The 12,151-nt window shown below is 72.8% G+C and carries 13 protein-coding genes and 1 pseudogene; 11 read left to right on the forward strand and 3 right to left on the reverse strand.

Annotation, left to right across the window (positions count from 1 at the left end; genetic code table 11):
• Positions 1–128: 128 nt before the first annotated feature.
• Together REH65_RS19195 and REH65_RS19200 are read left to right on the forward strand one after the other, a co-directional pair.
• Positions 129–674: pseudogene (locus REH65_RS19195) on the forward strand (M1 family peptidase); the annotation flags it as partial.
• 386 nt (positions 675–1,060) lie between these two features.
• Positions 1,061–1,573 (forward strand): M1 family aminopeptidase, encoded by a 513-nt coding sequence (locus REH65_RS19200; protein WP_406688548.1) that lies wholly within the window; start codon positions 1,061–1,063, stop codon positions 1,571–1,573.
• A 4-nt stretch (positions 1,574–1,577) separates the two neighbouring features.
• Here REH65_RS19200 and REH65_RS19205 read toward each other — a convergent pair whose 3' ends face one another.
• The gene (locus REH65_RS19205) at positions 1,578–2,969 is read right to left on the reverse strand and encodes an isochorismate synthase MenF (protein WP_406688549.1); all 1,392 of its coding nucleotides are present in this window, start codon (positions 2,967–2,969) and stop codon (positions 1,578–1,580) included.
• A 102-nt stretch (positions 2,970–3,071) separates the two neighbouring features.
• Here REH65_RS19205 and REH65_RS19210 point away from each other — a divergent pair, with 102 nt between their 5' ends.
• From REH65_RS19210 to REH65_RS19220, 3 genes are all read left to right on the forward strand, one after another.
• Complete coding sequence (locus REH65_RS19210; RefSeq protein ID WP_406688550.1) at positions 3,072–3,569, forward strand: DUF3592 domain-containing protein; 498 nt, start codon at positions 3,072–3,074, stop codon at positions 3,567–3,569.
• 107 nt (positions 3,570–3,676) lie between these two features.
• Positions 3,677–4,624, forward strand: coding sequence for a 1,2-phenylacetyl-CoA epoxidase subunit PaaC (paaC, locus tag REH65_RS19215; RefSeq protein ID WP_406688551.1), 948 nt, complete (start codon positions 3,677–3,679; stop codon positions 4,622–4,624).
• Positions 4,625–4,750: 126 nt separating this feature from the next.
• Entirely contained in the window at positions 4,751–5,281 is a 531-nt protein-coding gene (locus REH65_RS19220; RefSeq protein WP_406688552.1) for a hypothetical protein, read from the forward strand.
• 27 nt (positions 5,282–5,308) lie between these two features.
• Here the strand turns inward: REH65_RS19220 and REH65_RS19225 are convergent, their stop codons facing one another.
• Positions 5,309–6,160, reverse strand: a complete 852-nt coding sequence (locus REH65_RS19225; protein ID WP_406688553.1) for an inositol monophosphatase family protein — start codon at positions 6,158–6,160, stop codon at positions 5,309–5,311.
• Positions 6,161–6,337: 177 nt separating this feature from the next.
• On the opposite strand from REH65_RS19225, the gene REH65_RS19230 reads away from it, so the two are divergent.
• Positions 6,338–7,462, forward strand: a complete 1,125-nt coding sequence (locus tag REH65_RS19230) for a glycosyltransferase family 4 protein (protein WP_406688554.1) — start codon at positions 6,338–6,340, stop codon at positions 7,460–7,462.
• 34 nt (positions 7,463–7,496) lie between these two features.
• Positions 7,497–8,186 carry a demethylmenaquinone methyltransferase gene (locus REH65_RS19235; protein WP_281455459.1) on the forward strand — a complete coding sequence of 230 codons (690 nt, stop codon included), beginning with the start codon at positions 7,497–7,499 and terminating at the stop codon, positions 8,184–8,186.
• Between the two features lie 55 nt (positions 8,187–8,241).
• On the opposite strand, the gene REH65_RS19240 is transcribed toward REH65_RS19235, so the two are convergent.
• Positions 8,242–9,159 (reverse strand): LysR family transcriptional regulator, encoded by a 918-nt coding sequence (locus tag REH65_RS19240; RefSeq protein ID WP_406688555.1) that lies wholly within the window; start codon positions 9,157–9,159, stop codon positions 8,242–8,244.
• Positions 9,160–9,272: 113 nt separating this feature from the next.
• Between REH65_RS19240 and REH65_RS19245 the strand changes: the two genes are divergently transcribed.
• Genes REH65_RS19245 through REH65_RS19260 form a run of 4 tightly spaced genes read left to right on the forward strand, consistent with a single transcriptional unit; the run spans position 9,273 to position 12,127 of the window.
• Positions 9,273–9,458 (forward strand): hypothetical protein, encoded by a 186-nt coding sequence (locus REH65_RS19245; protein WP_406688556.1) that lies wholly within the window; start codon positions 9,273–9,275, stop codon positions 9,456–9,458.
• Positions 9,455–10,543 (forward strand): CitMHS family transporter, encoded by a 1,089-nt coding sequence (locus REH65_RS19250; protein ID WP_406688557.1) that lies wholly within the window; start codon positions 9,455–9,457, stop codon positions 10,541–10,543. The genes REH65_RS19245 and REH65_RS19250 overlap by 4 nt, the downstream gene beginning before the upstream one ends.
• An 8-nt stretch (positions 10,544–10,551) precedes the next feature.
• Positions 10,552–11,841, forward strand: a complete 1,290-nt coding sequence (locus REH65_RS19255; RefSeq protein WP_406693197.1) for an acyclic terpene utilization AtuA family protein — start codon at positions 10,552–10,554, stop codon at positions 11,839–11,841.
• Complete coding sequence (locus REH65_RS19260) at positions 11,828–12,127, forward strand: hypothetical protein (RefSeq protein WP_281455456.1); 300 nt, start codon at positions 11,828–11,830, stop codon at positions 12,125–12,127. Before REH65_RS19255 ends, REH65_RS19260 begins: the two co-directional genes overlap by 14 nt.
• Positions 12,128–12,151 lie beyond the last annotated feature (24 nt).

Raw genomic sequence — 12,151 nt, forward strand, 5'->3', positions numbered from 1 at the left:
TCCTGATCGGACCTGAAGTTCGAGGAGGTGGCAGGGTGATTCGACTCAGCAGGGTGATGAAGCGGCCCGGCAAGGCGGTGAAGCGGAGGAGCTTGCGCGCGGTGATGGCGGCCTGCTGCGCGAGCGCGATGTTCGCTGCGCCGGCGTTGGCGGGCAGTGCGGGGCCGGGTGCGCCGGGAGCGGGTGACCCCTACTTCCCGGGCTACGGCAACGGCGGCTACGACGTGTCGCACTACGACCTGCAGCTGCGCTACCAACCGGCCGACGACCACCTGCGGGGCACCGCGACGATCGTCGCGACCGCCACGCAGGACCTGACGGCGTTCAACCTGGACTTCGCGCTGACCGCCAAGTCCGTGCTGGTCAACGGCGCACCGGCGCAGTTCTCCCAGAACGGGCTGGAGCTCACCGTGACCCCGCCGGACACGCTGGCGGAGGGCGAGATGGCGACGTTCGTCGTGGAGTACGAGGGCACGCCCTCGGCCGTCGACGTCAACGGCTTCAACCCGTGGGTGCGCACCTCCGACGGGGCGCTGGCGATCGGCCAGCCGGAGATCTCCTCCTGGTGGTTCCCCGGCAACGACCACCCGCGCGACAAGGCGACCTACGACGTGGCCGTCACGGTGCCCGACGGCACCGAGGTCGTCTCCAACGGCGTGAACACCCGCCGCAGCACCCTCGCCGGCTGGACCACCTGGAACTGGCGCAACACCGAGCCGACCGCCACCTACCTGGCGTTCATGACCATCGGCCAGTACGAGATCGTCAGCAAGACCGGCGCTTTCGGGCAGCCGTTCGTCACCGCCTACTCCGACAAGCTCGGCCCGCTGGCCGGTCCGGCGAAGGCGAGCATCGAGCGCACCCCGGAGGTCCTGGACTTCCTGAGCGGGCTGTTCGGCGAGTACCCGGTGTCCGCCCAAGGCGGCGTCGTCCCGTCAGAGGGCCCAGCTTCGCGCTGGAGAACCAGACCCGGCCGACCTACAGCCACCTGTTCTTCCAGAGCGCGGCGAACGTGTCGGTGGTCGTGCACGAGAACGCCCACCAGTGGTTCGGCGACTCGGTGTCGGCCGACACCTGGCGCGACATCTGGCTCAACGAGGGATTCGCGTCCTACTCGGAGTGGCTGTGGTCGGAGGCGCACGGCACCGGCACCGCCCAGGAGCTGTTCGACCACTACTACGACTCGCACCCGGCCGACGACCCGTTCTGGCAGGTCCTGCCCGGTGACCCCGGACCCGACAACGTCTTCCACGAGGCCGTCTACGACCGGGGTGCGATGGCGCTGCACGCGCTGCGCACCGTCGTCGGCGACGAGGCGATGATCGACATCACCCGCACCTGGGCGGTCGAGCGTCGCCACTCGACCGGCACCATCGAGCAGTTCGTGGAGCTGGCGGAGCAGAAGTCGGGCAAGCAGCTCGACGACGTGTTCAACGCCTGGCTGTTCACCCCCGGCAAGCCCGCGGTGAACCCGGCCACCGGCGTCGCCGCCAGCGCCGCCCGCGAGAACGTGCCCGCACCCCCGGCAGCCGCCGAGATCGACCGCGCCCACGAACTCCTGCACGAGCACTGACGGGCTAGAGAACACCTTCCAGCGCTTCGCGCACCGGGAGGAGTTTGGCCTCGGCTTCGGCCACTTCGAGGTCCGGGTCGGAGTCGGGGACGATTCCGCCTCCGGCGAACAGCCGGACCCGACCGCCACGGACCCCGGGGCCCCCACGAACCCCGGGGGCACTGCGAGCACCGCCGGAGACGCCTCCGGCGGTGCTCTGCTGTTCGATCTGTCCGCAGCGCAGGGCGATGCCGAGCTCGCCGTTGCCCGCGCCGTCGATCCAGCCGACCGGGCCCGCGTAGCGGCCGCGGTCCATCCCCTCCAGCTCCGCGATCGCCGGGATCGCGTCGGCCGTGGGCGTGCCACCGACCGCCGCGGTCGGGTGCACCGCCTCGACCATCGTGAGCAGGCCGGACCCGTCGGGAACGCCCGGGAGGTCGGGGCTGCCCGAGCGGGTCGGGGTGTCGGCGAGCTTGCCCTCCACGTCCGTCGCCAGGTGCAGCACGTTGCGCAGCCGCAGCACCGACGGGGCCGAGGGCACCGACAGCTCGCTGCAGAACGGGCGCAAGGCCTCGGCCAGCGACTCGGCGGCGTAGGAGTGCTCGCTGCGGTTCTTCTCCGAGCTCAGCAGCTCGGCGGCGATCTCGTCGTCGGTGCGACCCGGGTGCGGCCAGGCCGTGCCGGCCAGCACCCGCGAGCGGACCTCGTAGCCGCGCCGCTCCAGCAGCAGCTCCGGGGTGGCGCCGACCAGCCCGTCCACCGCGAAGGTCCAGCAGTTGTCGTAGCGCGCGGCCAGGTTGTGCAGCAGGAACCGCTCGTCGAGCGGCTCGGAGGTGTTGGCGAGCAGGTCGTGGGCGAGAACGATCTTGCGCAGCTCGTCGCCGGAGGAGCGCATCCGCCGCACCGCCTCGGCGACCGCCTGCCGGTAGCCGGTGGCCGACAGCCACCCGTCGCTGTAGGAGACCGTGCCCGGCTGGCGCAGTGGCTCCCGCGCGAGCTCAGCGGCATCGCTGCCGGTGGTGGGGGCCGAGTCCGGATCGCCGACCGTGGTGATCCAGCGGACGCCGTCGCGCTCCCCGACGACGACCTCGGGCAGCACCACTACCGAATCGCCCGGCTGGTCGGCGAACGCCAGGCTCGCGAACGCCACCGGGCCGCAGCCCGGCAGGCCCACGGCGTCGTCGACGTCGATGTGCCCGCACAGCCGCCGCCACCACGAGTCGGCGTCGGCGAAGCGGGCGGCGCCGGAGGTGTCGAGGCGGGCCGCGCAGCCCCATCCGACCAGGCCTTCGCCCTCGCGGACCCAGCTCAGCGACTCGCCACCGGGCAGCAGGTCCAGCAGCGGCCGGTCGTGCCGGGGGTCGGCCGGGTCGAGCCTGCGGGTGCGCGCCATCAGCCGCCGGGATGTAGTCGCCACGCTTGGAGCGTATTCGGCGTGGCGGTTCGGGTGTGCCGAGCGGCCACGTGGCTCTCGACACGAGCCCGGCACCGCACCGCTCGACCCCTACAATCGGTCACCGTGGCAGGCGACGCGGTGACCCAGGACGCGGCCGACTCGGTGACCGGCTCCGACACGGACGGTGATCGGGCGGCGTCGAAGTCCTCGCCCGGCCGTGTCCGCCGCCGGGTGGCCCGGGGTGTGCTCATCACCGGTGCGCTGCTCACGGTCATGGGCTTGTCGATCATCGGGGCCTGCTTCATCAACGACCGCACGATCGTGGAATCGCGGGGCCAGGCGGTCGCCGAGGTCGTGGACACCTCGCTGACCCGGACCGTCGTGCGGTTCAACACCGAGGACGGTCGCGTCTACATCCCGCCGAACGGCGTGCTCTACCCGACCGACCTCCAGGTGGGGCAGCTGGTGCGCGTCGAGTACGACTCCCGCAACCCCGACCTGGTGCGGGTCGCCGGGCGGACCGCGCTCATCTCGCTGCTCCCGGTCCTCAGCTCGCTGGCCGTGCTGTGGGCCGTGGTGCTGCCGACGTATTGGCTGCTCAGGAGATCTCACCAGGACTGAAGGCCCTTTTCGCCGCCCCGCGGCCGGTGCGAGACTGAGTGTCCGCCGAAAGGGGGTCGGTGGCCGACGAGTCGACGAGCCGGCCCCGCGTCTGCGAGGTCGTTGCCATGAACACCCCCAGAGCGCTCTTCGAGGAACGCGACCAGGGTCAGCGCTGGGTGCTCGGAGCCCCGGTCCTGGCCACCGTCGACCGCTCGGTTCCCGCCGGGGCGGACCCGGCTGACCTGGCCCTGTACTGCACGATGCTCGGAGATGACGCCCTGGTGCTCGCTCACCGGCTCTCCGAGTGGGGGCTGCGCGCGGGCCTGGAGGAGTCGGCCGCGCTCGGCGAGATCGCCCACGAACTGCTGGGACACGCACGGGTTCTGCTCGGCCGCGTCACCGAGGTCACCGGTCGGACCGACCCGGACGGCCTCGCCTACTTGCGAGAACCCGCCGAGTTCCGGAACGTGCGGCTGGCCGAGATCGACTGCGGGCCCGGCCCGGGCGGGAACTTCCCGACCACCGTCGCCCGCCTCCTGCTGTTCACCACCTGGCGCTTCGCGGTCTTCGAGGAGCTCACGGGCAGTTCGGACGCGGTGCTGGCGACGCTGGCAGCGCGCTCGCTGGACGAGCTCGGCCGACACCGCGACCACGCCGCCCAGTGGGTCATCAAGCTCGGGGACGCCGACGGGGAGATGACCGCCGGGTGGCAGCTGGTGCGGCCGCTCGGAGCGGAGCTGTTCGTCCCGCACCCCGTCGAGGCGCGGCTGGCCGAGGCGGGCTGCGGCGTCGACCCCTCCCGCGTGCGCGCCCGCGTGGGCCAGTCCCTCGACGAGGTGTTCTCCATCGCCCGGCTGCCGGTGCCCGCCGGGTTCGGCGAGTTCACCCGGCCCGGCGGCCGCGACGGCGCGCACACCGGTGCCCTGGAGTTCCTGCTGGCCGACCTGCAGCACCTGGCCAGGGCGGGGCTGGCGAGCAGCCGCCTGACCCCGCGCGCGCCCGGGGACCGGCCCGGCCGGGAAGCACGACCGCCAGGGCGGGGAAGTGTCGGAAACGCAATCGAAGATGAGTAGTTCCCCGCACGCCGATGAGCACCGGCCCGGAGCACAGTGATCGAGGGGGTATCGGAACGCCGGAAGCACTGGCCTGGGGGCCTTCCGCGTTCCCCTGTCGGGGTCTAGTGGAAGGGCGCAACTGGGATGGACGAGATCTGGTTGCAAGTGCTCGTGGCGTTGATCGCGGGAGCCGCCGGTGCGGGCGTCGTGCTCGCGGTGCGGCGTCGCGGCGTGCCGGAGGAACCGGCCGAGGCGGTCGTGGCCGCGGACCCGGAGCCGCTGCCGCGGTCCGAGCCGGACGGCTGGGAGCCGTTCGTGCAGCACTGCGAGCAGGCGGTGCGGCGGGCCTGCCGTGCCGTGGAGGCCGTGTCGTCGCTGCGGGCCCGCAACCTGCTGCGGACCGTGGTGCGCCGGATGGACGCCGAGCTCCCCAGCCTGCGCGTGTTCGCCGAACTCGGCCGGGGCCTGGGATCCGCGCCGCGCGACGTGGAGATAGCCCGCCGCGTGCGGGCCGAGCTCACCGCCGCCGAGCAGCGCTTCGCGGAGGTCACCGCCGAGGTGCTGGACCTCGTCGAGGACACCGATCCGCAGCGGGTTCAGCAGCTGCGCTGCCGGTTCCCGCTGGTCAAGCCGCTCTCCGCGGTACTGCCGGAGCCGGTCGGCCAGTCGTGCTGAGGCGTCGCGCCGACGCCGCTGAGCAGGTCAGCCGGTCGTGATCCCGGCGGCCTGCAGCCACCACTGGTGCACCTCGGCGGCCGCGCCGGGGGCGGCGACGAGCAGGCCGTCGCGGGGCAGCGGGTCCGGTTCGCCGCGCCGGTCGAGGACGGTGGCACCGGCCTCGGTGGCCAGCGCGAGCGCGCCGGCCACGTCCCACTCCTGGTAGTCGTCGAGCACCGCCGCCACCGCGTGCCCGAGCACGACCTGGGTGATGGCCAGCGCCGGTGAGCCCAGTAAACGCACCCCGACCTGCGCGGACGCCGCGTTGGTGATGAACCGGTCCATGCCGGGCCACGGCCCGTTGCGGGTCAGCTCGGTGCACACGATGCCGCCGCGGATCTCGCCGTGATCGGGCAGCCGCACCGGGGTTCCGTTGGCGCGCATGCCCCGGCCGCGCGCGGCCGCGTAGATCTGGGTGCGGTACGGGTCGGCGACCACGCCCACCACCGGCCCGTGCGCGTCGAGCATCGCCAGGCTGTAGGCGCACCAGGGGAGTCCGGCCACGTAGTTGGCGGTGCCGTCGACCGGGTCGACCGACCAGCGGAACCGCGCCCCGCCCTGCTGCGGCGGGCCGTTGGGCTCCTCCCCGAACTCCTCGCCGAGCACCGGGGTGCCGGGGAACTCGTCGGCGAGGATGCGGCGGGTGTGCCGCTCCAGCGTGCGGCCGGTGTCGGTGACCCAGTCGAACGGCGATTCGCTCGGTTCCGGCCGCGCCCCTCGTCCCGCCGTCGCGATGATCACGTCCGCGGCGTCGTTGGCGAGCCGGCCGGCGACCTCGAAAGCCCGTGACACCAGGGCCGGTTCGATCTGTGCGGGAGGAGTAGGCAGGGCCGTCATGCGTCCCCAGCCTCCGCGCGGCGGGTGACCGCCCAGCAACGCCGAGGTGACCGGCCGTGGAGCCGCAGGCCACGTTTGCGGACCGATGTCCGAGTTGGGGCGGACTTCGGTTGTCGTTGGTGGTCGCGTCACATGGGCGTCGGCTGTTCGCCCGAACCGGCCGCGACCGTGTTCCGCGTGCGCATCGCGATCGTGACCGAGAGCTTCCTGCCGCAGATCAACGGAGTGACGAACTCGGTGTTGCGGGTGCTGGAGCACTTGCGTCGCCGAGGGGACCAGGCCCTGGTCATCGCCCCTGGTCCGGGCCCCGACTCCTACGAGGGCTTCCCCGTCATCAGACTGCCCGCGATGGACCTGCCGATCGTGTCCTCGCTGCCGATCGGGTTGCCGAGCCGCCGCGTGCTGCGCGGGCTGCAGGAGTTCCGGCCCGACGTGGTGCACCTGGCCTCGCCCTTCGTGGTGGGCGCGCGGGGGCTCAACGCCGCGCGCAGGCTCGGGGTCCCGACGGTCGCGGTGTACCAGACCGACGTGGCGGGTTTCGCCGAGTCCTACGGGCTCGGGCTGACCGCGAAGGCCGCGTGGAAGTGGATCCGCCGCCTGCACTGCCACGCCGACCGCACCCTGGCCCCGTCCACGTGGGCCGTGGAAACCCTGCGCGAGCACGGGATTCCGCGGGTGCACCGGTGGGGGCGCGGGGTCGACACCGAGCGCTTCACGCCGCGCAGGCGCGACCCGCGGCTGCGGTCGGAGCTGGTGCCGAACGGGGAGCTGCTGGTCGGCTACGTGGGCCGGTTGGCGCCGGAGAAGCGCATCGAGCGGCTCGCCGAGATCGACGGCGACCCGGGCGTGCGGCTGGTCGTGGTGGGCGACGGGCCGGAGCGCGAACGGCTGCGCGGGGAGCTGCCGAACGCGGCGTTCCTCGGCCAGCGCACCGGCGACGAGCTCGCCGACATCTACGCGAGCCTCGACGTGTTCGTGCACACCGGCCCGCACGAGACGTTCTGCCAGGCGGTGCAGGAGGCGATGGCCTCCGGCGTCCCGGTCATCGCGCCCGACGCGGGCGGTCCCCGCGACCTGGTCGACGTGGGTCGCACCGGTTACCTGCTGCCCGCGCACGACGACGCCGAGCACGCCGAGGCGCTCCGCCGAGCCCTGGACGACCTGCGCGATCCCGCCCTGCGCGAGCGCTTCGGCGGCCACGCCCGCAACGCCGTCGCCGGGCGCACCTGGCCCGCGCTGTGCCGCCAGCTGGTGGATCACTACGCCGCCGTCTGCGGCTGGGCGGAGTCGGCGGCTGCCTGAACCCGGCTCAGCGTCGGCCACGTACGCTGCGGGTGTGTCTCGGGCAGGCTTGGACAAGAACCCACGCGAAGTCGCGGCGATGTTCGACGGTGTCGCGCGCCGGTACGACCTGACCAACACGGTGCTGTCCTTCGGGCAGGACCGGCGTTGGCGGAAGGTGACCCGGCAGCTGCTCGCGCCCCAGCAGGACGAGAAGGTCCTCGACCTCGCCGCGGGCAGCGGTGTGTCGACGGTCGAGTTCGCGCGCTCCGGCGCCTACTGCGTGGCGGCCGACTTCTCGCTGGGCATGCTCTCGGTCGGCAAGGGGCGCGGGGTGCCGCTGGTGGCCGCCGACGCGCTGCACCTGCCGTTCGCCGACGACGCCTTCGACGCCGCGACGATCTCGTTCGGCCTGCGCAACCTCGCCGACACGGTGGCCGGTCTGCGCGAGATGCGCCGGGTCGTCCGGCCCGGTGGGCGCCTGGTCGTGTGCGAGTTCTCCACCCCGACCTGGCAGCCGTTCCGCGGCGTCTACATGAACTACCTGATGCGCGCGCTGCCGCCGATCGCCCGCGCGGTCTCCTCCAACCCGGACGCCTACGTCTACCTCGCGGAGTCCATCCGCTCCTGGCCGGACCAGCGCGCGCTCGCCGAGCTCATCGCCGAGGCCGGCTGGACCGACACCACCTGGAAGAACCTCACCAGCGGAGTGGTCGCGGTCCACCACGCCCGAAACCCGCTCTGAGAACCGCGGGGCCCACCGCGGGCGCGGTATCTGAGCGCTTCCGCACGGGAGCGGCTCAGAGCCAGGACGTCTCCGGCGCGGGTGTGCGCGCTCGGGTCAGGGCTTCGGTGAACGCCCTGGTCGCCGGGGGTTGCGGGTGGTGCGGCGCGCGGATCACCGCGATCCGGCGGTGGGTCTCCGGTTCGGTGAGCGGGACGTGCGCGAGACCGGCGAAGGCCACCAGCGGCAGCACCGTGCCCGGCATGACCGCGGTGCCCAGACCTGCGGCGACGAGCCCCGCGACCGCCGTGATGTTGCCGGATTCCAGCACCACGCGAGGTCGCGTCCCGGCGGCGGCGAAGGAGCGGTCGGCGTGCTGGCGGATGCTGGAGTCCGCGCCGAACGCGATGTGCGGCTCGCCCGCCAGCTCGGCCCAGGTCAGCGCCGCGCGAGCGGCGAAGCGGTGCTCCGGCGGGAAGACCGCGCACATCCGGTCGGTCGCGATCGGGAGCACCACCAGGTCCAGCGGCGGCTCGGCGACGACCGTGACGCCCAGGTCGGCGGTGCCCGCGCGGACCTCTGCCAGCACCTCGTCGGACATGCCGTCGGTGATCGACAGCTCCACGTCCGGGTGCTCGGCGCGGTAGGCGGAGACGACCGGCGGCAGCAGGATCGCCGCCATCGACGGCAGCGCCGCCACCCGGACCCGGCCCCGGGACCCGGCGAGGAAGCCCTGGAAGTGGTTGATCCCGGCGTCGAACGACTCCACCACGCGCCGCGCGACCAGGCAGAACTCCACGCCTTCCGGAGTGGTGACCAGCTGCCGGGTGGTGCGCCGGAACAGCGTGGTGCCGACCCTGCGCTCCACGTCGCGCACCGCGCGGCTGATCGAGGACTGCGCGAGGTGCAGCCGCTCGGCGGCCGGGGTGAACCCGCCGGTGTCGTGCACGGCCAGGACCAGTCTGAGCTGCTGCACCGTCAGATCCATGCTCATGGCACATGAATCTATCCGTTTTTATTGCTTGACCGGCATGAGCGGTGTGGATCACAGTCTTCCCGTTCGGTTCGCTTCCCGTCCGACCCAACGGCGGTGTTCGGAGGTCGCCCATGCTCGCCGCGAGCGGATTCCTCACGATCGGCGTGTTCCTGGCCCTGGTGCTCTCGCGCCGGGTGTCGGTGCTGTTCGCGCTCACCCTCGTCCCGATCGCCGCTGCGCTGCTGAGCGGTCACGGTGCGAAGCTCGGCGAGCTCGTGGCCGACGGACTGGTCACGGTCGCCCGGTCGCCATCATGATCACCTTCGCGGTGCTCTACTTCAGCCTGATGATCGACGCGGGGCTGTTCGACCCCGCCGTCACCCGCATCCTGGCCTGGGCCAAGGGTGACCCGCTCAAGATCACCGTCGGGACCGCGCTGCTCACGCTGCTGGTCGCCCTCGACGGCGACGGCGCCTCCACCTTCCTGATCACCGTCTCCGCGCTGCTGCCGATCTACCAGCGGCTCGGCATGCGGCGGATCGTGCTGGCCGGTGTGGTCTGCCTCGGCGCGGGCGTGATGAACATGGTGCCGTGGGGCGGTCCTACCGCGCGGGCGATGGCCGCGCTCAAGCTCGACTCGGCGCAGCTGTTCCTGCCCGTGCTGCCCGCGATGATCGCGGGGATATGCTGGGTGCTGCTGGCCGCGTACCTGATCGGCCGCTCCGAGCGGAAGCGGCTCGGCGTGATCGCCGTGGAGGACGTCGAGCGGGTGCGGCTCACCGGCGCCGACCGGGCCCGGTTCTGGTTCAACGCCCTGCTCACGCTGGCCCTCGTCGGCTGCCTGCTGTTCCAGCTCGCCGACCTGGAAGTGCTGTTCCTGGTGGCCTTCCTGGTCGCGCTGCTGGTCAACCGGCCGACCTGGCAGGGCCAGCAGGAGCTGTTCGGCAAGCACGCCTACAACGTGGTGCTGGTCGTCGTGGTGATCTTCGCGGCCGGCGTGTTCACCGGCATCCTCACCGGCACCGGCATGATCGAGGCGATGGCCGAGGGCCTGGTCGCGGTCATCCCCGACGCCGGGGGCGCGGTGCTGCCGGTGATCACCGCGATCGCCGGGATGCCGCTGAGCCTGGTGTTCACCCCGGACGCCTTCTACTACGGAGTGGTGCCGGTGCTGGCCGAGACCAGCGCGGCGCTCGGCGGTGATCCGGCCGCGATCGGTCGGGCGGCGATCCTCGGGCAGATGACCACCGGTTTCCCGCTGAGCCCGCTGACCGCCTCGACGTTCATCCTGCTGGGCATGTCCAAGGTCGACATCGGCGACCACCAGCGGTTCATCTTCGGCTGGGCCTTCGGCACCACCCTGGTGATGACGCTGGTCGCGCTGGTCACGGGGGTGCTGTAGTGCGCGCGATGCGGATCGGCAGCGGAGCCGGGTTCGCCGGGGACCGGATCGAACCGGCCGTCGAGCTCGCCCGGGCCGGGGTGGACGACCTGGTGCTGGAGTGCCTGGCCGAACGCACCATCGCCCTCGGGCAGCAGCGCAGGCTGGGCGATCCGGACCAGGGCCACGACCCGCTGCTGCGGGCGCGCTTCGAGCGGCTGCTGCCGGTGGCGCTGGCGAACGGAGCACGGGTGATCACCAACATGGGCGCCGCCCATCCGCTGCGCGCCGGGGAGGTCACCCGCGAGGTCATGGCCGCGGCCGGGCTCACCGGTCGGATCTCCGTGCTGACCGGCGACGACGTGCTGGACCGGCTCGACCCGGACGCGCCCGCGCTGGAGGACGGGCGGCCGCTGGCCGAGCACGGCGAGATCGTCTCGGCCAACGCCTACCTGGGGGCGGAGGAGCTGCTGCCCGCGCTGGACGCCGACGTGGTGATCACCGGCCGGGTCGCCGACCCCTCGCTGTTCGTGGCGCCGATCGTCCAGCGCCTGGGCTGGGACCTCGACGACGTGCCGCGCACCGCCGCCGCGACGCTGGTCGGGCACGTCCTGGAGTGCGCCGGGCAGGTCACCGGCGGCTACTTCGCCGATCCGGGTGTCAAGGACGTGCCCGGGCTGGCCGAGCTCGGTTTCCCGTTCGCCGACGTCGCCGCCGACGGCAGCGCGACCATCGGCAAGCCCGAGGGCAGCGGCGGGATGGTCACCGTCGGCACCGTGCGGGAGCAGCTGCTCTACGAGGTCGCCGACCCGACCGGCTACCGCACGCCCGACGTGGAGCTGGACTTCCGCGAGGTCCGGGCCGAGCGGGCGGGCCGCGACCGGGTCCGCATCAGCGGTGCCCGTGGGCGGCGGCGACCCGACGAGCTGAAGGTCAGCGTCGGCTACCGCGCAGGTCACCGGGCCGAGTGCGGCATCAGCTACGCCGGTCCCGGCGCCGCCGACCGGGCGCGGCTGGCCGCCGACGTCGTCACGGCGAGGCTGGGCGGAACGGGGCTCCGGGTGCGCGCCGACGTCCTGGGCGCGATGGGCGATCCGGACGGTGAGTGCCGACTGCGGGTGGCGGCGATGGTGGAGGACCGGATGGCGGCGCTGACCGTCTGCCACGAGGTCGAATCGCTCTACACCAACGGCCCGGCCGGGGGCGGCGGCGTCCGCGCCGACGTCCGCGAGGTGATCGGCATCGTCTCCGCCCTGATTCCCCGAACGGACGTGTCCTCGCAGGTCACGACCCTGGAGGTGGACGATGCGACTGCATGAGATCGCGCATTGCCGCGCGGGCGACAAGGGCGACACCTCGATCCTCTCGGTGTTCCCCCTCGACGACGCCGACTACGAGCGGCTCCGCCGCGAGCTCACCGCGGACCGGGTCCGCGAGCACCTGTCCGGCCAGGTCAGGGGCGAGGTCGTCCGCTACGAGCTGCCGCTGCTGAAGGCCCTGCAGTTCACCTGCCAGCAGGCCCTCGACGGCGGTGTCACCACGTCCCTCGCCCTGGACACCCACGGCAAGACCCTCAGCTCCCGCCTCCTCGCCCTGGAGCTCTGAGCGCTCCGGCTCGCCAGGGGACGG

Source organism: Saccharopolyspora sp. ID03-671, assembly GCF_045278815.1.
Classification (GTDB): Bacteria; Actinomycetota; Actinomycetes; order Mycobacteriales; family Pseudonocardiaceae; genus Saccharopolyspora; species Saccharopolyspora ipomoeae.

What these genes read in the sequence shown, in the direction of transcription:
- REH65_RS19240 (WP_406688555.1), bottom strand. Translation starts at nt 9,159, where the DNA reads ATGAGCATGGATCTGACGGTGCAGCAGCTCAGACTGGTCCTGGCCGTG.
- REH65_RS19220 (WP_406688552.1), top strand. Translation starts at nt 4,751, where the DNA reads ATGGACGAGATCTGGTTGCAAGTGCTCGTGGCGTTGATCGCGGGAGCC.
- REH65_RS19250 (WP_406688557.1), top strand. Translation starts at nt 9,455, where the DNA reads ATGATCACCTTCGCGGTGCTCTACTTCAGCCTGATGATCGACGCGGGG.
- REH65_RS19255 (WP_406693197.1), top strand. Translation starts at nt 10,552, where the DNA reads ATGCGGATCGGCAGCGGAGCCGGGTTCGCCGGGGACCGGATCGAACCG.
- REH65_RS19260 (WP_281455456.1), top strand. Translation starts at nt 11,828, where the DNA reads ATGCGACTGCATGAGATCGCGCATTGCCGCGCGGGCGACAAGGGCGAC.
- REH65_RS19225 (WP_406688553.1), bottom strand. Translation starts at nt 6,160, where the DNA reads ATGACGGCCCTGCCTACTCCTCCCGCACAGATCGAACCGGCCCTGGTG.
- paaC (WP_406688551.1), top strand. Translation starts at nt 3,677, where the DNA reads ATGAACACCCCCAGAGCGCTCTTCGAGGAACGCGACCAGGGTCAGCGC.
- REH65_RS19245 (WP_406688556.1), top strand. Translation starts at nt 9,273, where the DNA reads ATGCTCGCCGCGAGCGGATTCCTCACGATCGGCGTGTTCCTGGCCCTG.